A 20,713-nucleotide genomic window follows, 5' to 3' on the forward strand; every position below is an offset into this window, starting at 1 on the left:
TCACAGCGGACGCCAGCTTGAGTCCTTGGTGACTGACGTAGCCTCAGGCCATTGGCGTCGCGCGGGGACGCCGGGACGGTGAGTTGGCCTCGGGATGGTCATCAGCGGCCCCCACCTTGGTTTCTCGGCACGAGTGATAACCGGGTCCGCCCTGGGTGGGCCACAGTTGGCCTCTACTGCCAGCCATCGAGGGAGACCTCCGGGCCTCCCGCGAGGTACTGATGGAGGGCGCTTGAGGTGGTGTCCACGAAGTTGTCGGGGATTTTGTCGACGTCGACCCAGCCGACCTGAGCGTGCTTGCGCGGTTCGCGGTTCTCGGGTTCGCCGGTCCATTCGTGAGCGGCGAAGACGACGGTGAGGAAGCCGTTGGGGGCTTCGACGCCCCAGGCTCCGTGAATGATGTGTGCGACCTTGAGGGACTCTGGCTTCACCGTGAGGCCGGTCTCCTCGTAGAGCTCGCGGACCGCCGTTTCGGTGATGGGCTCGCCCGGTTCGCTCTTGCCGACGGGCAGGTCCCACAGGCCCTGGGCGAACTTGGCGTTCTCGCTGCGCTGGAGGAGCACGACGCGCTTGGTGGCCTTGTCGTGGACGATGACGGCCGCGACCAGCAGCGTCATCGAGTCGAGCGCCGGCTTGAGGGCTGGGGGGCGGTTGTCGGTCTGCTGGGCCACGGGGTTCCTCTCGTCGGGCAGGTTGTTGGGCATGTTAGGCGAGGGCTTCGCGGGCTCGGCGGGCGAGATCTGCGGCTCCGGGGACGCGGCGGCGCTGGTAGATCGCGAGCGTCGAGCGGATCGAGGTGATCGCCTTGCGGGTGCGGTCTGAGGTCATGCCCTCCATGAGGACCAGGGCCTGGGTCCAGGCCGCGACCGCCTCGTCGGCTCGGGCCTGGGCGGCGAGGCTGTCGCCGAGGTCGGCGTGGGTGAGGGCGTGGACGCGCTTGTACTTCTGCGGGTCCCAGCGGGTGAGCGCGTCGCGGTGCTGCTGTTCCGTACCGATGTGGTCGGCGAGGTCGGTCAGCGTGCGGGCGGTGTGGCTGGCCACGGTGCCAGCTGTGGGGCCACTTACGCGGGAGAAGCTGGGCTGGGGACCGTCCTCGCGCAGGAGGGCGTCTTCGGCGGCGAGGAGAGCGCGGGCGGCCAACGGGTTCTCGCCGACGGCTGCGTAGGCGCGGGCGTGCGTGATGTGGAGGAGCGCTTCCGTCTGTCCGTCGACGTGGCCGAGGCCGCGGGCGAGGGCGCCTTTTACGAGGTCCACGCAGTGGTGGGGTTGCTTGAGGCTGAGGGACTGGTGGGCGAGGGCGCGCATCATCCAGGCGGCATGGCCGTGGGGGTCGGCTTCGCAGGCGAGTTGATAGCCGACCTGGTAGTAGCGCTGAGCTGCCCCTTCGTGGCCCAAGTCGTGATGCTTCCACCCCGCGAGGTAGGCGAGTTCGGCGACGGCGCCGAAGGCGGCCTGGCGTAAGGGTTCCGAGGGGAAGCGTCCACGGAGCATAGGTGCGGCTGTGTCGGCGAGGTACGCGGTGACTGTGGTCAGGCCGTGCCCGCCGCCGAGCCGTTCGTCGGCGGCGCTGAAGGCTGCCGTGATCTGTCGTACGACGTCGATGTCGTCGCTGCCTACGAGGGAGCGGGCGGTGCGGGCGCGGAGCATCCGTGAGGTGGCTTCGTGGTCGTGCAGGAGCGGCATGGCAACGCCGGCCGTGGTGAACGCGGCGATGGCGAGGAAGCGGCGGCGCTCGACGTCCGCGCGGCCGAGGTCAGTGACCGCGGTGACGGGGTCGGTATCCGGTGGCGACTCCGTGTCGGGTGAGTGGAGGCCGAGCTCGGTTCGGGTGACGACGCGGCCCAGCCGCCGGGAGAGGGCTTCGGCGAGGTACTCGCCTGCCTGGCCGGACGGCGCGCGGGCACCGCCCACCCAGTGGGAGATGGCCGACTTGTTGGTCTGGAGCAGTTCGCCGTTCTCGGCGGCGATGCGGCGTACGTCCTTGGCGAGCGCGTCGTACGTGCACCCGGCGGCGTTGATCGTGTCGCGCAGGCGGGAGTTGGCGCTGGTCGGTGCCAGCACGATCGCCTCCGCTCCGGATCCGTAAACCGTGTATACCGCTTGGCCTCGCTCACACCGTACCCACTCTGCGTAGCGGACGGTTCACTTATCGACAGCCGCCCCACTCACGGCATCGCGGGCCGGGCGGCCCCCAAGTTCCGTACGCCCCAACGGTCTCGGGCATCCCTGTGCCCCGGCCCGGACGATCAGAGACGGAGACACGGTGACCACCATCGACACCGCGACCATCACGGTCGAGCTGCCCGACGCCTTCGACCCGCGCTGGAACCGCCTGCCCGGCATCCACGTGGACGGCCGGAGCATCACCATCGACCCCGCCGAGTACTTCTTCCGCTTCGAGTCCAACACCTGGCTCGTCGCCGACTGGGAGCTGGTCAAGACTCAGCTCCTGGACGTGGACGAGACCACCGAGAGCGCGGTCGAGCAGCTCGCGCTCGACTTCATCAAGAACCACAGCGAGTCCACCTCCGACGCAGCCCGCGTGCTGGCAACGGCGTACGGGGTGTACTCGTACCTCTTCCGCGAGGAGCACCTGGCCGACCTCGGCCTCCCGCAGGTCACCGCCGACCACCTGCGCATGCTGCGCGAAGCGGCCACGCTGATGGCGCTCAACAAGGTCGAGCTGGACGGGCACATCTCCAACGTCGGCCCGTGCTGGTTCTTTCCCGCCGCCACGTCCGTCGTTTTCGACCTGGACGACGCGACGGGCGGAATGCTGGACGAGGTCTACCACGGCGGCTGGTTCAACGAGCACCGCCGGATCGAGTCCATCAAGGCCCACGCCGCGCTCGGCGGCCGGCTCGTGCACGGCTGCCAGTCCGTGCCGGACCAGTCCGGTGGCGTCGTCGCGCCCTACGGTGCCTCGATGGCCAACTTCCGTGACGACCTGGCCGAGTTCAAGGCGGGCTGGATCGAGCAGGTCTACGCCCACCGCGTGACCGCAGCCGAGTAACCCTGCCCCCAGTACGGCTCCGGGGCGGGCCAGCTCGCGCGCGCCCGCCCCGGAGCCCAAACAGTCCCCTGGAGACCCCCATGGACCAGAGCCTGTCCGCCACCCTGCTGGACGACTTGTGCACCCTCGTCGGCAAGCCCCTCCCCAACCGTGCCGAGATTCGCGTCTGGGGCATGTCCGGCGTCGAACGCGTCACCTTCCCCGACGGCACCACAGCCGTTTTCAAGTACGCCAAGGAGCCCTTCGACCGCGAGGCCCAGGCCCTGCGGGCGGCATACCAGCGCGGGCTCCCGGTCCCCGCCCTCCACGCCACCGCCATGCAGGACAAGTGGCTCGGGATGCTCATGGACGACCTCGGCACTCCCGTACGGGACGCCGACGACCTCGACGGCGTCGCCGCCGCCGTCATGCTCCATGCCGCCCGCCCAGCGGGCGGTCTACCCCTCCTCGACGGGGCGGGCCTCGCGGCCCTGCCCGGCCGGGCCCTCGATCACCTCCAGCGGCTCCGGAAAGCCGACCGATGGACGGACTGCGACGACATCGAGACGGCGTTGGGGAAGATCTCCGCCGCAGCCGAGACCCGCGTCCAGGGGGCGACGCTCGACCCGTTCGGCTGGGTCCACTCCGAGTTCCACCCCACGAGCATCCACATCGGGGAGAACGGCTGGTACCTCCTCGACTTCGCACGCGCCTTCACCGGCCCCGGCCTGATCGACCTCGCCTCGTACCACGGCACCACCGACGTACCGAGCCCCTTCCGAATGCGGGTGCTCCTGGAGCAATACGTCACCGCAGGCGGCCACGAGGACGCCCTCGCCGCGCGGGGCGGCCTGGCCGCAGAAGCATGGGCCCTGGGCTGGCATCGGATGTGGGCCGTGGAGTGGTTCATGGAGCAGGCCATCCGCTGGATCAACGACCCGGCCAAGGACCCCGCGTACATCTCCGTCGTCCGCCGCCACCTGAACGACGTGGTCCAACTCCTGGAGGTCTAGGTGCTCGCCCAGATCTCCCCCTGGTACGCCCACGCAGCCCAGCGCACAGCCACTGCTCCCCCGCACGCCCTCACCGCGCCAGCCCGGATGGAATGGAGCACCCACGCCGGCATCGGTCCTGGCGCCGAGACCCTCGGCCGGGACCTGCGCGGCAAGCGCGTTCTGGAGCTGGGCTGCGGCCCCGGTCACAACGTGGCCCACCTCGCGAAATACCACCAGGCCCGCGTCACCGGCGTGGACCTGGTCGGCCTCCAGGTACGCCGGGCCCGCTCCCACTACGGCCACATCGACGGCGCCACCTTCGCCGCCGGCCACGCACTGCACCACTTGCAGGCGCCCGGCCAGACCTTCGACGCGATCTACTCCGTCTTCGGCGCCGTCGGCCTCGTCGCCCCCGAGCTCCTCCTCGCCGCCATTTCCCGACGTCTGAAATCGGGCGGTTTCCTGGCCTTCTCCGTCCCTCACCCGGCACGGGCCGGAAGACATCCATCCACGGACGACCGTCCGCGCGAGGACTACGTCACCATGCCCAACCGCACCCGACTGCCCCTCGCCCGATGGGAGTTCGACGCCCACCGCTGGGGAGCCCACCTCTCCCGGACCGGCCTGCGCGTCACCTCGACGGTGGAGCTGCGGCACCCGCGCCGCGACCCGTGGCCCACCACCCTCCTGATCACCGCCCGCAAACGCTGACCGACGGAGGCAACGATGCCCCTGCCCTACCTGCTCCTGGACATCGACGGCGTCCTCATCCCGTTCCCGGCCGCCGACGGCAGCACCCCGCCCACCCACGTCCGCCACACCGTCCTGCCCACCGGCCGGCACCCCGACGACCCCGTGCCCATCTGGCTCGACCCGAGCCACGGCGGCATTCTCACCGACCTCCTGACCAGCGGACTCGTCACCCCCGTGTGGTGCACGAGCTGGCGCAGGGACGCCACCACGATCATCGGCCCTCTCCTGGGGCTGCCCGACTTCCCTTACATCGACCTGCCTCGCCCTCAGATCACCACCAGCCACCCCGACGGCTACCTCTGGAAACGAGACCACGTCGACGTCTGGCTGGCAGACGCCCCCGCCGTCTGGATCGACGACGACTTCACCGGCCTCGACCATGACTGGGCGGCGGAGCGCACAGCCCGGGGAACAGCGACTCTCCTCATCCAGCCTGATCCGTACGTGGGACTGCAGCCGGAACATCTGACGGAGGTTGCGTCGTGGGTGTATCGGGTCTCGGCGTACCGTCCCGGTCGGGGAATTCGTCACCGACGGGCGCCTCGCGCACCTTGCCGCACGCCCCTCCACGGAGTGGCTGTTCACGATGGAGGAGAGGGAACCGCTCAACTACCGCCGCTGGAAGACCGAGTGGAACTGCGCCCGTAGGGCACTCCAGGCGGAGGAGAGCGAGGCGGCCAAGCACGAGGGCCGCAAGCCCGTCGAGCTGCCGCACATGGTGACCCACGACCTGCGGCACTTCTACGCCTCCGCGCTCATCGCGGGCGGCGCGAGCGTCAAACAGGTCCAGCTCGTCCCCGGCCACGCGTCCGCCGTCATCACCCTGCGCATCCACGCGCATCTGCGGCCGGGCGAAAAAGACCGCACCCGGTCCGTGATGGACGCCGTTCTCGGCGGCCTGCGGACCGGGTGCGGACCGGTAGGGAGTCCGACCAGCGAAACCGCAGGTCAGACGGCCTAACCAGAGATCAAGCCTTCTTGGTCTCCCAGAAGATCTTGTCGATCTCGGCGATCAGGTCGAGCGCCTTCTGGCCCGTCGCCGGGTCCGTGGAGCCCTTCGCGGCCGACAGCGCCTTGAGGGTGTCGTTGACCAGCTGGTGCAGCTCCGGGTACTTCTCGAAGTGCGGGGGCTTGAAGTAGTCGCTCCACAGCACCGAGACGTGGTGCTTGGCGAGCTCGGCGCGCTGCTCCTTGATGATCACCGCGCGGGCCCGGAAGTGCGGGTCCTCGTTGGCCTGGTACTTCTCCTGGACGGCCTTGACGGACTCCGCCTCGATGCGGGCCTGGGCCGGGTCGTATACGCCGCAGGGGAGGTCGCAGTGGGCGCTGACCTTCACCTTGGGGGCAAACAGGCGGGAAAGCATGGGGCTGTCCTTCCTCGTGATCGTCTTCTCAGGTGGGACATTACTCCGTGAGAGGCGCGAAATAGTGGGTGCCCCCATGGGCTTAGGCCAAAAGTCCGGGGTGAGGATGGGCCCAGTGGCCGAATGTACGGAACGCTGTTGTGGACGGTGTACTGGACCGACGGGGAGGTGCCGGAGAGATGCGGGAGGTGCCGGAGGTGCCGGAGCTGACCGATGAGCAGCCCGGACGCGGGCTGGCGGCGCGGGTGCCGTTCCAGGTGGTGGAGGTGACGGGGCCCTCGATGGTGCCCACGCTCCGCCACGGGGACTGGCTGCTCGTGCAGTACGGGGCGCCGGTGCGCCCCGGTGACGTGGTGATTCTGAGACATCCGTTCCAGCAGGATCTGCTGGTGGTCAAACGGGCCGTGGAGCGGCGGACCGGGGGCTGGTGGGTGCTCGGTGACAACCGGTTCGCGGGCGGCGACAGCACGGACTACGGGACCGTGCCCGAGGAGCTCGTGCTGGCCAGGGTCCGGGCGCGCTACCGGCCGCTGACGAAGGATCAGCGTTCGCTGCGCGGCGTGGCGGGCTGGGCGGTCTCCGCGCTGCGGCCCGTCTCGGCGGCGCGCTCGGTCTCCAGGCGCTTGCGGGCCCGGTAGGCGGCGACGTTGGCGCGGGTCGCGCAGCGGTCCGAGCAGTAGCGGCGGGACCGGTTGGTCGAGGTGTCGAGGTAGGCGTTGCGGCACGGCGCCGCCTCGCACAGGCCGAGCCGGTCCACGCCGTACGAGGTGAGGTGGAAGGCGAGGCCCATCGCCGCGGTCGCGGCGTAGCCCGCCGTGGCGTTGGACGGGTGGTCGGCCAGGTGCATGTGCCAGTCCGGCTTTCCGTCCACGTCCCGGATGTCGTGGCCGGAGATCTGCGGGCTGACCGGGAACTCCAGCAGCAGTGAGTTGAGCAGGTCCACGGCCAGCGTCTCGTCCCCGCCGTCGGCCGCCTCGAAGACCGAGCGCAGCCGGGCCCGGACGGACCGGAAGCGGGTCACATCGGCGTCGGTCGCCCGGCGGGCGGCCTGCCAGTTGACGCCGAAGAGCTCGCGCACCGCGTCGACCGAGGTGAGGGCGTCCTTGTTGCGGGCCGGCTCCTCGGTGTTGACCAGGCGCACGGCGTAGTCCGAGTAATAGGCCAGTTCCACTTGTAGTCCTTACGGCGTCGGTCTAAAGTCGGTGCGACGATGATGTAATGGGCTTACCTGGGTCCAGGGTATTACATAGGAGGCTTTCGGGTGACGGACACAGCACGGGGTACCGACTGGCAGGCCTGGCAGGAGAGCTGGGACCGGCAGCAGGAGTGGTACATGCCCGACCGCGAGGAACGCTTCCGCGTGATGCTCGACATGGTCGAGGCCCTGGTGGGCCCCGAACCGCGGGTGCTCGACCTCGCGTGCGGTACGGGAAGTATTACGGACCGGCTGCTCCGGCGGTTCCCGAAGGCCACCAGTACCGGGGTCGACCTCGACCCCGCGCTGCTCGCCATCGCCCGCGGCTCCTTCGCGGATGACGCGCGCGTCACCTTCGTGACCGCGGACCTCAAGGACCCGCGGTGGGCGGAGCGGCTGCCCCACGACTCGTACGACGCGGTCCTCACCGCCACGGCCCTGCACTGGCTGCACAGCGAGCCGCTCGCCGTCCTCTACGGGCAGCTCGGCGGCCTCGTCCGGGACGGCGGGGTCTTCATGAACGCCGACCACATGACCGATACGGACACCCCCCGGATCAACGCCGCCGAACGCGCCCATCGGCACGCCGTCATGGACGGGGCCAAGGCCGGCGGCGCCCTGGACTGGGCGCACTGGTGGGCGCTGGCCGCGAAGGACCCGGTACTCGCCGGGCCGACCGCCGAGCGGTTCAGGATCTACGGCGAGCACGCCGACGGCGACACGCCGTCCGTCCGGTGGCACGCGGACACCCTGCGCGCGGCCGGCTTCGGTGAGGCGCGGGCCGTCTGGTCCTCGCCCTCGGACAGCCTGGTGCTCGCGGTGAAGTAGCGGCGGGCACGGACGGCGGACACAGCGGGAGGGCGGTGCCGGCTCACCGAGCCGGTACCGCCCTCCCGCGTACATCGGTCGCAGCGCCTACAGGACCTTGGAAAGGAACGACTTCGTCCGGTCGTGCTGCGGGTTGGTCAGCACGTCGCGCGGGTGGCCCGACTCGACCACCACGCCGTCGTCCATGAAGACCAGCGCGTCCCCGACCTCACGGGCGAAGCCCATCTCGTGGGTCACGACGATCATCGTCATGCCGTCCTCGGCGAGACCGCGCATGACGTCCAGGACATCGCCCACCAGCTCCGGGTCGAGCGCCGATGTGGGCTCGTCGAAGAGCATCAGCTTCGGCTCCATGGCCAGGGCGCGGGCGATGGCCACCCGCTGCTGCTGTCCGCCGGAGAGCTGCGAGGGGTAGCTGTCCGCCTTGTCGGACAGGCCGACCCGGTCCAGCAACCGGGTCGCCCGTGCTCGGGCGACGGCCTTGGACTCGCGCTTGACCTGGACCGGAGCCTCCATGACGTTCTCGATCGCCGTCATGTGGGGGAACAGGTTGAAGCGCTGGAAGACCATGCCGATGTCCCGGCGCTTCAGGGCGACTTCGCTGTCCTTGAGCTCGTAGAGCTTGTCGCCCTTCTGGCGGTAGCCCACCAGCTCGCCGTCGACGGACAGCCGGCCGGCGCTGATCTGCTCCAGGTGGTTGATGCACCGCAGGAAGGTCGACTTGCCGGAACCGGACGGGCCGATCAGACAGAAGACCTCGCGCGGGGCGACCTCCAGGTCGATGCCCTTGAGGATGTGCGCGGCGCCGAAGGACTTGTGGACGCCCTCGGCCTTCACCATGGCGGTCATGCCATGCCTCCCTTCGGGCGGCCGAGTGACAGCAGGTTGGTCCGGATCTTCTGCAACGGGGTGGGCGGCAGGCTGCGGCTGGAGCCGCGGGCGTAGTACCGCTCCAGGTAGTACTGCCCGACGCTCAGCACCGAGGTCATGATCAGGTACCAGGCCGCGGCGAGGAAGTACATCTCCACCGGGGCCCCGGAGGCCTGCCCGATGTCCTGGGCGTACTTGAAGAGTTCGTAGAACTGCACGGCGGCCACCAGTGAGGTGGTCTTGAGCATGTTGATGACCTCGTTGCCCGTCGGCGGCACGATCACCCGCATGGCCTGCGGGATCACGACGCGTCGCAGGGTCTTGCCGTGGCTCATGCCCAGCGCGTGGGACGCCTCCGTCTGGCCCTCGTCGACCGAGAGCAGACCGGCCCGGCAGATCTCCGCCATGTACGCGGCCTCGTTGAGGCCGAGGCCGAGCAGCGCCGTCAGCAGCGGCGTCATGAAGCTCGACCAGTAGTCCTTGTAGATCGGACCGAGGTTGATGTACTGGAAGACCAGGCCCAGGTTGAACCAGACGAACAGCTGGACCAGGACCGGTGTGCCGCGGAAGAACCAGATGTAGGACCACGCGATCGACGAGGTCACCGGGTTCTTCGACAGGCGCATGACGGCCAGCAGGATGCCGCCGACCACGCCGATCACCATCGACAGGGAGGTCAGCAGCAGGGTCTGGCCGACGCCCTTGACGATGCGGTCGTCGAAGAAGTAGTCCGGGACCGCACCCCAGTTGATCCTGCCCTGGCTGAAGGCGTAGATGATCGCGACGAGTGCGGCGATGGCGACGACCGCCGAGACGTACCGGCCGTAGTGCCGGACCGGGATGGCCTTGATCGCCTCGGGTCCGGCCGCCGGGACGGGCGATGCGGGTGGCTGGTCGGCCGGGCCCGGCTTGTCGGTGTCAATCACGGCTGATGCCTCTCAGTGCCGGGGTCCGGTCACGATCCGCCGTTCAGCTTGGCCTCGGTGACCGCTCCGGCCTCCACGCCCCACTTGGCGATGATCTTCTCGTACTCGCCGCTCTTGATGATCGCGTCCATGGCCGCCTTGACGGCCTTGGTGAGCTGGTCGTTGCCCTTGGCGACGGCGATGCCGTACGGGGCCGCCTCGACCTGGTCGCCGACGATCTGGAAGTCCTTGCCGCCGCCCGAGGTCTTCACCGCGTACGCGGCCACCGGGAAGTCGGAGGAGCCGGCGTCGGCCCCGCCGGAGCGCAGCCGGGTCTGGGCCTCCAGGTCGTTGTCGTACGGCTCGATGGCGAGCTTCTTGCCGCCGGTGCACTTCTTGGACTCGGCCTTGGCCAGGTCGTGCGAGACGGTGTTGCGCTGGACGGCGATCTTCTTGCCGCAGAGGTCGGACCAGGTCTTGATCCCCTGGTCGTCCCCCTTCTTGGTGTAGATCGAGACACCGGCGGTGAAGTAGTCGATGAAGTCGACGCCCTCGCCGACCTTCTTCTTGGTCTCGGGGTCGATGCCCTCCTGGCGGTCCTTCGTGTCGGTCATCGCCGACATGGCCAGGTCGTAGCGCTTGGAGCGCAGCCCCGTGACCAGCGTGTCGAAGGTGCCGTTCTCGAACTGGAACTCCACGCCCAGCACCTTGCCCAGCGCGGCGGCGAGATCCGGGTCGATGCCGACCGTCTTGCCGGACTTGTCCTTGAACTCGACCGGCGGGTACGCGATGTCCGAGCCGACCTTGATGACGCCCTTGGACTTGATCTCCGCGGGGAGGAGATCGGCGGGGGAGTTGCCGGCCGTGGTCTTCGCCGTGTCCGAGCCGCTCTTGGTCTGGTCGCCACAGGCGGTCAGCAGCATGGTGCCGGCGACCGCGATGGCGCCAACCGCTGCAATCCGGGACTTCGCGGTCGTACGACGGTTCGTGCGTGCGGTCATGATCGGGTTCCTCCGGCAGATGAGGGCGGTGTTGCCAGGCGGTTTGGCACACGGCGTCGGGCGTCGCCGCCGTGTGCGATTACGGCATCTTGCCATTCGGACCAGCGCATTCAGGGGGCCGGTCATGTCAAAATCGGGTAACGGGCGATCCCCGATCCTCATGTGGCCGGTACACCAGCGCCGGACCATCTATGGGGTTTCCTTCCCACGACCGCAGAATCTGCGGCGCGTCTCGACCGGTGGACACCCATCCGGGCGTGGCTGACTTGTCCAGATATTCGACTATGAGTCACGTCACCGAGTGGGTATGGACTCGTCCATGACCCGGTCCGTCCGGTATGAAAGACGTTTACACCCCTCATCCGGGGCTCAGGGCGCGTGTGCGGCGCGCCCGCGCGTACGTACCTCTCCCCCTGCCAGGGCGGGCCACCCGCCCGGCGCAGGGCATGTACGCGGTGCCCGCCCACCCCTCCTCAACCAGGAGTGGCCACCCTCAAACGATGAAGACTTAAGGGGTCAACACCATGGCAGCGGAGATCGTCAATCCTCGCAGCGACAGCAGCACAGACAGCACGGGCAGCACGACCGACGAGCCGTTCGATCCGGCCTTCGCGCTCCACCGCGGCGGGAAGATGGCCGTGCAGGCCACCGTCCCGATCCGGGACAAGGACGACCTGTCCCTCGCGTACACGCCCGGTGTGGCGAAGGTGTGCAGCGCGATCGCCGAGAATCCGGAACTCGTCCACGACTACACCTGGAAGTCGCAGGTCGTCGCCGTCGTGACGGACGGCACCGCGGTGCTGGGACTCGGCGACATCGGGCCCGAGGCCTCCCTCCCCGTGATGGAGGGCAAGGCGATCCTGTTCAAGCAGTTCGGCGGCGTCGACGCGGTGCCGATCGCGCTGGCGACCACCGACGCGGACGAGATCGTGGAAACCGTCGTCAGGCTCGCACCGTCCTTCGGCGGGGTGAACCTGGAGGACATCTCGGCCCCGCGCTGCTTCGAGATCGAGCGCAAGCTCAAGGAGCGGCTCGACATCCCGGTCTTCCACGACGACCAGCACGGCACCGCCGTGGTCACGCTCGCGGCGCTGCGCAACGCCGCGAAGCTGTCCGGGCGCGGCCTCGGCGAGCTGCGCGCCGTCATCTCGGGCGCGGGCGCGGCCGGGGTGGCCATCGCCAAGTTCCTGCTGGCGGCGGGGCTGGGCGATGTCGCGGTCGCCGACCGCAAGGGCATCGTCAGCCGGGACCGCGAGGACCTGACGGACGTCAAGCGGGAGCTGGCCGAGCTCACGAACAAGGCGGGTATCTCCGGGCCGCTGGACACCGCGCTGGCCGGCGCCGACGTCTTCATCGGCGTCTCGGGCGGTACGGTCCCGGAGCCGGCCGTCGCCTCGATGGCACCCGGTGCGTTCGTCTTCGCCATGGCGAACCCGAACCCCGAGGTGCACCCCGACATCGCGCACAAGTACGCGGCCGTCGTGGCGACCGGGCGGTCGGACTACCCGAACCAGATCAACAACGTGCTGGCGTTCCCCGGAATCTTCGCGGGCGCGCTCCAGGTGCGGGCGTCCCGGATCACCGAGGGCATGAAGCTCGCCGCGGCGAACGCGCTGGCGGACGTGGTGGGCGACGAGCTGGCCGCGGACTACGTGATCCCGTCGCCGTTCGACGAGCGGGTGGCCCCGGCGGTCACCGCGGCCGTCGCGGCGGCGGCGCGGGCGGAGGGCGTGGCCCGGCGCTGAGTGCGCTGAGGCGGGGGTCCGTGGGCGGCGTCTCTTCGTGGGCGCCGCCCACGGACCCCCTGCTTCTCTATCGCCGGAGGGGCCGGATTTCGCGCGGTGCGTGTCACAGCCGCAGCCGGTTACGCGGGACCGCCGCCCGGCCTATCGTCGGCCCCATGTTCGCCGCCTACGCATCCCGCCTCGACCGCGACCACCCCCTCAACGGCCTTGAGCTGGGCGAACGCCCGGCTCCCGGCACACGTCCCGGATGGACCACCGTCAACGTCCGGGCCGCCTCCCTCAACCACCACGACCTCTGGTCGCTGCGCGGTGTCGGCCTCGCCGAGGACAAGCTGCCGATGATCCTCGGCTGCGACGCCGCCGGGACCGACCAGGACGGCAACGAGGTCGTCCTGCACTCCGTCATCGGCCAGACCGGACACGGGGTCGGCCCGGACGAGCCCCGCTCCATCCTCACCGAGCGCCATCAGGGCACCTTCGCCGAACAGGTCACCGTCCCCAGCTGGAACGTACTGCCCAAACCGAAGGAACTCACCTTCGAGCAGGCGGCCTGCCTGCCCACCGCCTGGCTGACCGCCTATCGCATGCTCTTCACCAACGCCGGGGTGCGGCCCGGCGACTCCGTGCTCGTCCAGGGCGCCGGCGGCGGGGTCGCGACCGCCGCGATCGTCCTCGGCCGGGCCGCCGGACTGCGGGTCTACGCCACCAGCCGCGACGAGGCCAGGCGCGAGCGGGCCGTCGAACTCGGTGCCATCGACGCGTACGAGCCCGGCGCACGGCTGCCCCACCGGGTCGACGCCGTCATTGAGACGGTCGGCGCCGCCACCTGGTCGCACTCCGTCAAGTCCCTGCGCCCCGGCGGCACGCTGGTCATCTCGGGTGCCACGAGCGGCGACCGCCCCTCGCACGCCGAGCTGACCCGGATCTTCTTCCTGGAGCTGAGGATCGTCGGCTCGACCATGGGGTCCAAGGACGAGCTGGAGGATCTGCTGGCGTTCTGCGCGACCACCGGGGTGCGCCCCGTCATCGACGAGGTGCTGCCGCTGGACCGGGCCCGTGAGGGCTTCGAACGGCTGGCCTCGGGCGGCCAGTTCGGGAAGATCGTGCTGACTGTCAACCAGGGTTGACGCGTGATGGGTGTCAATGTAAGTTGACATCCATGACCGAAGCAACGGATCTCGCCGCTCGCGCCGGCGACCACGACCCCCGGGTGGGGCTGCGGTCGGTCGCCGCGCTGCGAAAGCTGCTGGAGCAGCTCGAAGCCGTACAAGTCACAAGCGCCCGGGTTCAGGGCTGGTCGTGGCAGGAGATCGCGGCCGAACTGGGCGTCAGCCGGCAGGCCGTGCACAAGAAGTACGGGAGGCATTGATGTTCGAGCGATTCACCAAGGGCGCCCGCGCCACCGTGACCGGAGCGGCGGACCATGCCGAACGGGCCGACGCCGGCGCGGTCAGCGAGGAGCACCTGCTGCTCGCACTGCTGGACCAGGAGGGCAGCCGGGCGTCGTTCGCCACGGCGGCGCTCGGTCTCGCGGACCGCAAGGCGTCGCTCGCGGCCGCGCTGGCCGACGCCCGCAGGCGCGGCGGCATGACCAGGGCCGACGCCGACGCGCTCGCCGGCATCGGCATCGACCTCACCGCAATCGTCGACCGCATCGAGGACGCGCACGGCGAGGGTGCGCTGGACGGCGGGCGCAGGGCCCGGCGCCGGTGGTCGGGCCACCGCATGTTCACCCGGGAGGCCAAGGGGACCCTGGCGAAGTCCCTGCGGATCGCGCTGGGCCGGGGCGACCGGTTCATCGGCGAGGAACACCTCCTGCTGGCTCTCACCGCCGGCCCCGGCGTTGTCGCCGACGTCCTGGCCGAGCACGGTGCGACGTACGAGACGGTCAGCCGCGCGCTGTACGGGGACGGCGGCGCGCAGCAGGACCGGAAGGCGGGCTGAACGACCGGGCGGCCTGGGGGTTCCCCGGGCCGCCCGGCGCTAGGGCCTGTATTGGGTTGTCCCGCGACGCCGCGGGACAACCCAATACAGGCCCTAGGTCCGCAACGCCCCCTAAGTCGCACTGCCGTCTGAGTCCTGCCGCAGCAGCGCCCCGATGTGGGCCGCCGCCGTCGACAAGTGCCGGCGGGCCTCCGACAGCTGGTCCTCCGTGACGCCCCGGTCACGGGCCGCGTCGCGGATGTCGTCGCGGAAGCGGTCCAGCAGGCGGTCCAGATCGCGGGCCGGGTCACCCGTGCCGCCCACGTCCTTGCCCCAGTCGGGGTCGGCGTCGGCGGGTTCCGGCTTGACGTACGGGGGCCGGCCGCCGGTACGGGCGAAGCCGCCCAGCTGCCCGGTGATCTCCGCCAGCCCTTCCCGTACGCCCGCGGGCCAGTCGCCGCGGGCGAAGTGCTCCTGGACCTGGCGGGCGGCGTTCTGCATCTGCTCGCGCGCCCGGTCCTGGGCCTCCTTGGCCTGGCGGCGGGCCTGCTGGGCGTCCTCGCGGGCGCGCCGGGACTCGTCCTTCGCGCGGCGGGCCTGCTCCTTCCACTCCTGCTTGGCCTTGCGCAGCTCCTCCTTCGCGGTGCGCCACGTCTCCTTGTCACCGAAGTCACCGAGGTCGCCGAGGTCGCCGAAGCCGCCGAAGGGTGACTCCTTGCCGCCCTTGGCGCTTCCCTTGGCGTCGGAGCGGGTGGTGCCGTGGCGGGACTCGTCCGCCGCGGCACGCATCTCGCTGCGCAGCTTGCCCGCGGCCCCGCGGACGTCGTCGCGGATCTCGGCGGCCAGTTCGGAGACCGAATCCCGGATCTCCAGCTCCAGATCGGCCAGCTCGCCGGTGCGGCCCGCGAGTTCGGCGCGGCCGGCGTCGGTGATGGAGTAGACCTTGCGGCCGCCCTCGGTGGCGTGGGTGACCAGGCCCTCGGCCTCCAGCTTGGCCAGCCGCGGATAGACCGTGCCGGCCGAGGGCGCGTACAGCCCCTGGAACCGCTCCTCCAGCAGCCGGATCACCTCGTAGCCGTGGCGGGGTGCCTCGTCGAGCAGCTTCAGCAGGTAGAGGCGCAGGCGGCCGTGGGCGAATACGGGGGGCATGTCAGAGCACCTTTCCGGTCGGCTCGGCTTCGTGCGCGTCGTCCTCGGCCGGTGGGCGGCGGAGCAGGGCGATCGACCCCGAGACCGTTGTCGCCTTCAGTGTCCCGGTCCCGGAGCCGAGCGTGCCGGTGATCCGCTTCGCCCCCCACTGGCCGTTGACCCGCAGATCCTCGAAGCCGTTGGAGACGGAGCCGCTCGCGGTGTTCGCCTCCACCCTCGCGTCCGCCGGGTGCGGCAGCCGGATGGCGACCTCGCCGGAGACGGTGGTGAGCCGGATGTCGGTGGGCTTCCCGGTCGGGTCCAGGTCGAGCACCATGTTGCCGCTGACCGATTCGGCCCGTACGGACACACCGGCGCCCTCGATGACCGTCAGATCGCCCGAGACCGAGTGGAAGCGCAGGTCGCCGGTGACCGCCTGGGCCTCCAGATTGCCGGACACGGTCTCCGCGCCGACCGGCCCGGCGAGTCCGACGAGGGTGGTGTCGCCGGTGACGCCGCGTACGTCCGTACGGCCGCGGATTCCGGAGACGAAGGCCCCGGCGCCGACCACGCCGACCTCCACGGCCGATCCGGCCGGAACCGCGAGGGAGACGGCCGCGTGACGGTGCCAGCCCTTGCGGTCGAACCACTTGAGGAGACCCTGCCAGGCCAGGTCCTCGTAGGTGACGGTGAGGACGCCGTCCTGCTGGGTCACGATCAGCGGCGGTCCCTCGATGCCGGTGACCTCCAGCCTGGCGGTCGGTTCGTCCGTGCCGACGACGTTGACCGTGCCGTTGACGATGCGCACGCTGAGCGCCGTCACAGGTTCGTCGAAGGTGAGCTTCTGCGGCTCGGCGATGGCCCACGTCGACACAGGCATGGATCTGACCTCCTGGGGAGCGCGGATGACGCAACATATCGCGTCTCTTGCAGAACACGATATATCGCGGATGGGGGAAGTCAAGACGGGTCGCGGCGGACGGTGGGGTGAGGTTGATGGGTCAAATCGCCTTAAGCGGTGATGAATGGTGCGAAATTGTCTTACGGTGTGAGACATGGACGCGACATCACCCGTGGGCGCACTGCTGCTGTGCCGGGCCGAACCCGAGACCGTGCGGCCGGTCGCCCACCTGCTGCGCGAACGGATGCTGCTCGCACCCGCCGGAGACGGGTGGAGCGTCCTCGTACCCGAGGGAACGCCCTGGCGGGGCGGACGCCCGCAGGACGAGCGGGAACCGGAGGCGGCCGAGCCCGTCGACCGGGTGCTGGGCGGCTGGGCCACCGCACTCGCGGTCGGCTCCACCTGGCCGGTCCTCGCGCTCTGGTGGGACGGCGACCGGGCCGGGTACACCCTGGCCGCGGGCTTCCGGCGGCCGGTCGGCTACGTCTGGCTCGCCGACGGGACCCCGGCGGGTGAGGACGAGGCGATGCGTACGTTCGCCGAGCGGCTCGGCCTCGATCCCGTACTGGACGTCCAGGCGCTCGAAGCCCTCACCCGCCCCGATCCGGAGGCGGACGCCCGCGCCCGGCTGCGCGGACTGCTCGCCGTCCTCACCCGGATCGGGCTGACGCTCCCGGCCGGCCTCGACCCCGGCGCGTCCGCCGCCGCGCTGACCGCCGGAGCCGGTGCGGGCCCCGCGGTCGAACGGATCGCGTGGACCGGCTGGCGCGACGCGGTCAGGGTGGAACTCGAAGCGGTCGAGAACAGCCGCGCCGGCCCCTGGATGCGCGGCCCCAGGGCCCGCGCCCTGGCAGGCGCCCAGCTGGCCGCGGGACTCCCGCTCGCCCTCTGGGGAGCCGGCCGGCGCAGCGGCGGCTGGGTCTTCGCCGGGGCGCTGCTGATGGTGCACGGCGCGCTCGGTCTCGCGTACGACCGGATCCGGGACGACGGCCAGGACGGGGCGGGCGGCGGGCCCGCCTGAGAGGCCGGTGACGGGCGGGCGGAGGACGGCGGCCGGGCGGTGACTACTCGTCCTCGTCCTCGTCGTCGTCCAGCCGGGCCAGCCAGGTGGCGAGGCGCTCGACCGGCACCTCGAAATCGGGATTCAGATCGACGAACGTACGCAGCTGCTCGGCGAGCCACTCGAAGGTGACCTCCTCCTCGCCTCGCCGCTTCTCCAGCTCCTCGATACCGCGGTCGGTGAAGTACATGCCGGGAAGTTTAATGCCTGGTGACACCCCGCGAGGGCCGCGGGACCCGGTCCTCGGACGCCGTGGGATCCGGTCCGGACCTGCCGTGCGCAGGGCCCGCGAACCGATCCGCCACGCCCCCGCGTCCTGGTCCATGTACCGCGCATCGGCCGACTACGGCCGTTAACCTGCGAGTAGTTGGGGAACGGGGGGTGTCATGGGAGACAGCGCGGCCCGTATCACGCGCATCGAGATGCCGGACGGCACGCCGGTCTGGGCCAGGATCTCGGGAGCCGAGGAGCTGGACCTTCCGGCGCCCGGTGCCGGTCCGACGTACACGGACACCGGGTTCGGCGACATCGCCGACCAGGTGCAGGCCCGGGTCGAGAGTCTGCAGGGCGTGGTGACCAGTGTCGCGCGCTCGCTCGCCGTGCCGCTGCGCGCCGTGCGGCCGGACGAGGTCAGCGTCGAGTTCGGGATCGAGCTCACCGCCAAGTCGGGCAGGATCGTCGGGCTTCTGGCGGACGGCGAGGCCAAGGGAGCCATCAAGGTCACGCTCACCTGGAACGGCGGCGGACCACCCGTCGATCCGCCCCCGCCGGCCCCCGCACCCGTGCCCGCGCAGGCCCCCGGCCCTCCCGTGCCGCCCGCGTTCGTGCCACCGGTTCCGTTCGCGCCCCCCGGAGCCCCGCCCGCCGCACCGGCGCCCGCGCCCCCCGGCCCGCCCGCCGGTGCGTCCCCCGGCGCCCCGGCGCATCCGGACGGGGCGGACGACACCGACGGCGGCGGGACATGAGCCCGGAGGGCGACGGGGGCGCAGAGGGGGGTCCGGGACAGCCGGAGGCTGCGCTCATGGGCCTCGTGCACGACGCCACCGTGCGCATCCATCACCCGGGGTCCGGGTATGCCCATGACGGACCCGGCGGGGACTTCCTGGGGAGCGGCTTCTTCATCGCCCCGAGCTGGATCCTCACGTGTGCGCACGTGGCGACGCGGGGGGAGGGGGACGTGGTGAACGTGTGGTTCAAGGAGGACCGCTACAGCACCGAGCTGACCGAGGTGCCTGGCAAGGTCGTCGCCGCGATGCCCGGCGCCCGTCCGCAGGGGGCCACCGGCTGGCCGGCCCCCGACCTCGCGCTCATCAAGCTCCAGCGGCCCGTCGAGCACACCTGTGTGTACGTCACCGAGCGCTCGGAGGCCATGCTCCGCAGCCGGGAGATCCACTGCGTGGGCTGGGCGCCCTCACAGGGCGGGGGACTGCTCAAGCGCAGCGGCGTCTGTGTGGTGAAGGGGGCCTACGGCGCGTCGGACGACGCCGAACAGGTCGTCCGGCTCGACGGGGACTGGCTGGAGCCCGGCATGTCCGGCGGCCCCGTGGTGGACCTCGCCCGGGGGGAGGTGGTCGGGGTGATCAAGTCGCGGCTCGACAACCACCAGGGCGGAACGGCCGTGGGGATCGAGCGGCTGCGCACCCTGAAAGTGCCGTCCGCGCCCGTCGAGACCGAGGGCGACGACACCTACCAGTCCGTCTTCCACGCCCACGACCGCTACCACGCGGACCGGCACAACAGCCCGGCCAGCACCGAGCGGACCTGGGCCGACGTGCAGAGCGAGCTCTCCGCCCCGCCCGGCGGCGTCCTCGGCCCCAAGCGGCGGGCGGATCTGCTGGGGCGGCTCGCGGAGTTCCCGCCCCCGGTCAGCACCCGCGGCCTGCTCCTTCTCCTGGACGCCCTGCCCGGCGTCCACTCCCGCGACCACCGCCCGGCCCCGCGCGGCTGGCGGGACGGTCTGGGGGCGCTGTACGACGCCCGCGCCCGCGACCACGACGCCCCGCTCGAACTGGTCCTGCGCTACTGCATGGGCGTGCTCGCCGCTGACCGGCCCTTCGACGTGCCGTCCACCGGGACCGCGGCCAAGTCGCTGTGGGAGTGGGTGAAGCGGATCGCGGACGAGAAGCTGTCCCGCGACTTCCGCCGGCAGCTCGCCATGGAGTGGGCGGCCGTCCGGCTGCGCCTGGAGGAGGACCGCCGCCGGGCCGTCGCACCGCCGAGCGAACCCGTCCGGTACGGCGATCGCGCCTGCGTCCTGCTGGAACTCGAACCCCAGGGCTGGGCCCGGGACCGCTACGACTGGCGGATCGGGGTCGCCCGCCACACCGGCGAGATGCTGCCCGTCGCCGAGGACAGCCAGGGCACCGCGCTCGACACCCTGCCGGACCGGCTCGCCGCCGCACTGACCGAGGCGTTCCGGCAGTGCGACGAGCCGGGCAGCCCCGCCCTGCTCCAGGTCTCCGTCACCCCCGCGCTGTTCGGTCTCGAGGTCGACCGCTGGGAGCTCCCCTCGGACGGGGTGCCGCTCGGCGTCGTACGCCCGGTGGTCCTGCGCAGCTCCTACCGCGGGCCCGACGACGAGCGCCTGGCACGCTGGAACGCCACGCAGGACGGGATGCGGGCCGAAGTCGTCGACTGCGAGAACGAATTGCGGGTACGGGTACCGGAGGTCGCACAGCTGCGCGACCTGGCCCACGAAAGCGTGCCGGTGCTCTGCCGTTACGGCAACCCGGACCCCGGGATCACGGCCGGGGCGGTACGGGTGCTCGACACCGGCTTCGGAGTGGCCCTGCTGCAACGGCGGCCGACGGAGACCGACACGGTCTGCCGGGAATTCCACCGACGGGTGGCCGAGGCCGTCTTCGACGCCCGCGCCCGTGACGGACTTCCGCGGAAGCTGCACGAGCTGAGACAAGGAGTGAGCGAGGAACGTACGGAGACGTACTGGTCCGACGGGGTCGCCCTGTTCTACGACGATCCGCACCACCCGCTGCCCGGCTCGGGCGAGTTCCTGGAGGCGCCGTGACGAGCCGCGCCGGCCATCATCCGAAGGA

At 70.9% G+C, this 20,713-nt stretch carries 22 protein-coding genes and 2 pseudogenes; 14 read left to right on the forward strand and 10 right to left on the reverse strand.

Annotation, left to right across the window (positions count from 1 at the left end; translation table 11 throughout):
• Window positions 1–173 precede the first annotated feature (173 nt).
• On the reverse strand, window positions 174–704 hold the full coding sequence (locus tag ACZ6S6_RS15455) for an NUDIX domain-containing protein (protein WP_469705957.1): 531 nt from the start codon (window positions 702–704) through the stop codon (window positions 174–176).
• Between the two features lies 1 nt (window position 705).
• Window positions 706–2,061, reverse strand: a complete 1,356-nt coding sequence (locus ACZ6S6_RS15460; protein ID WP_469705958.1) for a tetratricopeptide repeat protein — start codon at window positions 2,059–2,061, stop codon at window positions 706–708.
• Window positions 2,062–2,263: 202 nt separating this feature from the next.
• On the opposite strand from ACZ6S6_RS15460, the gene ACZ6S6_RS15465 reads away from it, so the two are divergent.
• The 5 genes and pseudogenes from ACZ6S6_RS15465 to ACZ6S6_RS15485 form a co-directional block, all read left to right on the forward strand.
• Window positions 2,264–3,013: a hypothetical protein gene (locus ACZ6S6_RS15465; protein WP_469705959.1), complete on the forward strand. Its 750-nt coding sequence runs from the start codon at window positions 2,264–2,266 to the stop codon at window positions 3,011–3,013.
• Window positions 3,014–3,093: 80 nt separating this feature from the next.
• Window positions 3,094–4,005 (forward strand): BUD32 family EKC/KEOPS complex subunit, encoded by a 912-nt coding sequence (locus tag ACZ6S6_RS15470; RefSeq protein ID WP_469705960.1) that lies wholly within the window; start codon window positions 3,094–3,096, stop codon window positions 4,003–4,005.
• The gene (locus tag ACZ6S6_RS15475) at window positions 4,006–4,698 is read left to right on the forward strand and encodes a class I SAM-dependent methyltransferase (RefSeq protein ID WP_469705961.1); all 693 of its coding nucleotides are present in this window, start codon (window positions 4,006–4,008) and stop codon (window positions 4,696–4,698) included.
• Between the two features lie 15 nt (window positions 4,699–4,713).
• Window positions 4,714–5,250, forward strand: a pseudogene (locus ACZ6S6_RS15480) (HAD domain-containing protein); the annotation flags it as partial.
• Window positions 5,210–5,701 (forward strand): annotated as a pseudogene (locus tag ACZ6S6_RS15485) (tyrosine-type recombinase/integrase); the annotation flags it as partial. The pseudogenes ACZ6S6_RS15480 and ACZ6S6_RS15485, both read left to right, overlap by 41 nt.
• Window positions 5,702–5,708: 7 nt before the next feature.
• On the opposite strand, the gene sodN reads toward ACZ6S6_RS15485, so the two are convergent.
• Window positions 5,709–6,104 (reverse strand): superoxide dismutase, Ni, encoded by a 396-nt coding sequence (sodN, locus tag ACZ6S6_RS15490; RefSeq protein WP_362967142.1) that lies wholly within the window; start codon window positions 6,102–6,104, stop codon window positions 5,709–5,711.
• Between the two features lie 179 nt (window positions 6,105–6,283).
• On the opposite strand from sodN, the gene sodX reads away from it, so the two are divergent.
• Complete coding sequence (gene sodX, locus ACZ6S6_RS15495) at window positions 6,284–6,742, forward strand: nickel-type superoxide dismutase maturation protease (protein ID WP_469705962.1); 459 nt, start codon at window positions 6,284–6,286, stop codon at window positions 6,740–6,742.
• Here sodX and ACZ6S6_RS15500 read toward each other — a convergent pair.
• A complete protein-coding gene (locus ACZ6S6_RS15500; RefSeq protein ID WP_362967146.1) occupies window positions 6,646–7,275 on the reverse strand; it encodes a CGNR zinc finger domain-containing protein in 630 nt (209 codons plus the stop codon). The two genes, sodX and ACZ6S6_RS15500, sit on opposite strands and share 97 nt — an antisense overlap.
• Window positions 7,276–7,437: 162 nt before the next feature.
• Between ACZ6S6_RS15500 and ACZ6S6_RS15505 the strand changes: the two genes are divergently transcribed.
• Entirely contained in the window at window positions 7,438–8,127 is a 690-nt protein-coding gene (locus tag ACZ6S6_RS15505) for a class I SAM-dependent methyltransferase (protein WP_469706091.1), read from the forward strand.
• An 87-nt stretch (window positions 8,128–8,214) separates the two neighbouring features.
• On the opposite strand, the gene ACZ6S6_RS15510 is transcribed toward ACZ6S6_RS15505, so the two are convergent.
• From ACZ6S6_RS15510 to ACZ6S6_RS15520, 3 genes are read right to left on the reverse strand one after another with little or no spacing between them, the layout of a single operon-like run.
• Window positions 8,215–8,967, reverse strand: a complete 753-nt coding sequence (locus ACZ6S6_RS15510) for an amino acid ABC transporter ATP-binding protein (RefSeq protein ID WP_362967162.1) — start codon at window positions 8,965–8,967, stop codon at window positions 8,215–8,217.
• 5 nt (window positions 8,968–8,972) lie between these two features.
• Complete coding sequence (locus ACZ6S6_RS15515; protein ID WP_362967150.1) at window positions 8,973–9,923, reverse strand: amino acid ABC transporter permease; 951 nt, start codon at window positions 9,921–9,923, stop codon at window positions 8,973–8,975.
• Between the two features lie 29 nt (window positions 9,924–9,952).
• Window positions 9,953–10,903 carry an ABC transporter substrate-binding protein gene (locus ACZ6S6_RS15520; protein ID WP_362967152.1) on the reverse strand — a complete coding sequence of 317 codons (951 nt, stop codon included), beginning with the start codon at window positions 10,901–10,903 and terminating at the stop codon, window positions 9,953–9,955.
• Window positions 10,904–11,427: 524 nt separating this feature from the next.
• Between ACZ6S6_RS15520 and ACZ6S6_RS15525 the strand changes: the two genes are divergently transcribed.
• The 4 genes from ACZ6S6_RS15525 (at window position 11,428) to ACZ6S6_RS15540 (ending at window position 14,592) form a co-directional block, all read left to right on the forward strand.
• Complete coding sequence (locus ACZ6S6_RS15525; RefSeq protein WP_362967154.1) at window positions 11,428–12,648, forward strand: NAD(P)-dependent malic enzyme; 1,221 nt, start codon at window positions 11,428–11,430, stop codon at window positions 12,646–12,648.
• A gap of 155 nt (window positions 12,649–12,803) precedes the next feature.
• The gene (locus ACZ6S6_RS15530) at window positions 12,804–13,775 is read left to right on the forward strand and encodes a zinc-binding dehydrogenase (protein WP_362967156.1); all 972 of its coding nucleotides are present in this window, start codon (window positions 12,804–12,806) and stop codon (window positions 13,773–13,775) included.
• A gap of 32 nt (window positions 13,776–13,807) precedes the next feature.
• Window positions 13,808–14,017, forward strand: coding sequence for a sigma factor-like helix-turn-helix DNA-binding protein (locus ACZ6S6_RS15535; RefSeq protein ID WP_362967158.1), 210 nt, complete (start codon window positions 13,808–13,810; stop codon window positions 14,015–14,017).
• A complete protein-coding gene (locus ACZ6S6_RS15540; protein ID WP_469705963.1) occupies window positions 14,017–14,592 on the forward strand; it encodes a Clp protease N-terminal domain-containing protein in 576 nt (191 codons plus the stop codon). The genes ACZ6S6_RS15535 and ACZ6S6_RS15540 overlap by 1 nt, the downstream gene beginning before the upstream one ends.
• Window positions 14,593–14,703: 111 nt before the next feature.
• Here the strand turns inward: ACZ6S6_RS15540 and ACZ6S6_RS15545 are convergent, their stop codons facing one another.
• Complete coding sequence (locus ACZ6S6_RS15545; RefSeq protein WP_362960913.1) at window positions 14,704–15,720, reverse strand: PadR family transcriptional regulator; 1,017 nt, start codon at window positions 15,718–15,720, stop codon at window positions 14,704–14,706.
• A gap of 1 nt (window position 15,721) precedes the next feature.
• Window positions 15,722–16,579 (reverse strand): DUF4097 family beta strand repeat-containing protein, encoded by an 858-nt coding sequence (locus ACZ6S6_RS15550; RefSeq protein WP_469705964.1) that lies wholly within the window; start codon window positions 16,577–16,579, stop codon window positions 15,722–15,724.
• Window positions 16,580–16,754: 175 nt separating this feature from the next.
• On the opposite strand from ACZ6S6_RS15550, the gene ACZ6S6_RS15555 reads away from it, so the two are divergent.
• Entirely contained in the window at window positions 16,755–17,621 is an 867-nt protein-coding gene (locus tag ACZ6S6_RS15555) for a hypothetical protein (protein WP_469705965.1), read from the forward strand.
• A gap of 43 nt (window positions 17,622–17,664) precedes the next feature.
• On the opposite strand, the gene ACZ6S6_RS15560 is transcribed toward ACZ6S6_RS15555, so the two are convergent.
• Window positions 17,665–17,850, reverse strand: a complete 186-nt coding sequence (locus ACZ6S6_RS15560) for a DUF6104 family protein (RefSeq protein ID WP_018102711.1) — start codon at window positions 17,848–17,850, stop codon at window positions 17,665–17,667.
• A 196-nt stretch (window positions 17,851–18,046) separates the two neighbouring features.
• Between ACZ6S6_RS15560 and ACZ6S6_RS15565 the strand changes: the two genes are divergently transcribed.
• Window positions 18,047–18,625: a CU044_2847 family protein gene (locus ACZ6S6_RS15565; protein WP_469705966.1), complete on the forward strand. Its 579-nt coding sequence runs from the start codon at window positions 18,047–18,049 to the stop codon at window positions 18,623–18,625.
• A 56-nt stretch (window positions 18,626–18,681) separates the two neighbouring features.
• Window positions 18,682–20,685, forward strand: a complete 2,004-nt coding sequence (locus tag ACZ6S6_RS15570; RefSeq protein ID WP_469705967.1) for a VMAP-C domain-containing protein — start codon at window positions 18,682–18,684, stop codon at window positions 20,683–20,685.
• The last annotated feature ends 28 nt before the right edge of the window (window positions 20,686–20,713 follow it).

This window comes from Streptomyces sp. NPDC048671 (assembly GCF_055587045.1).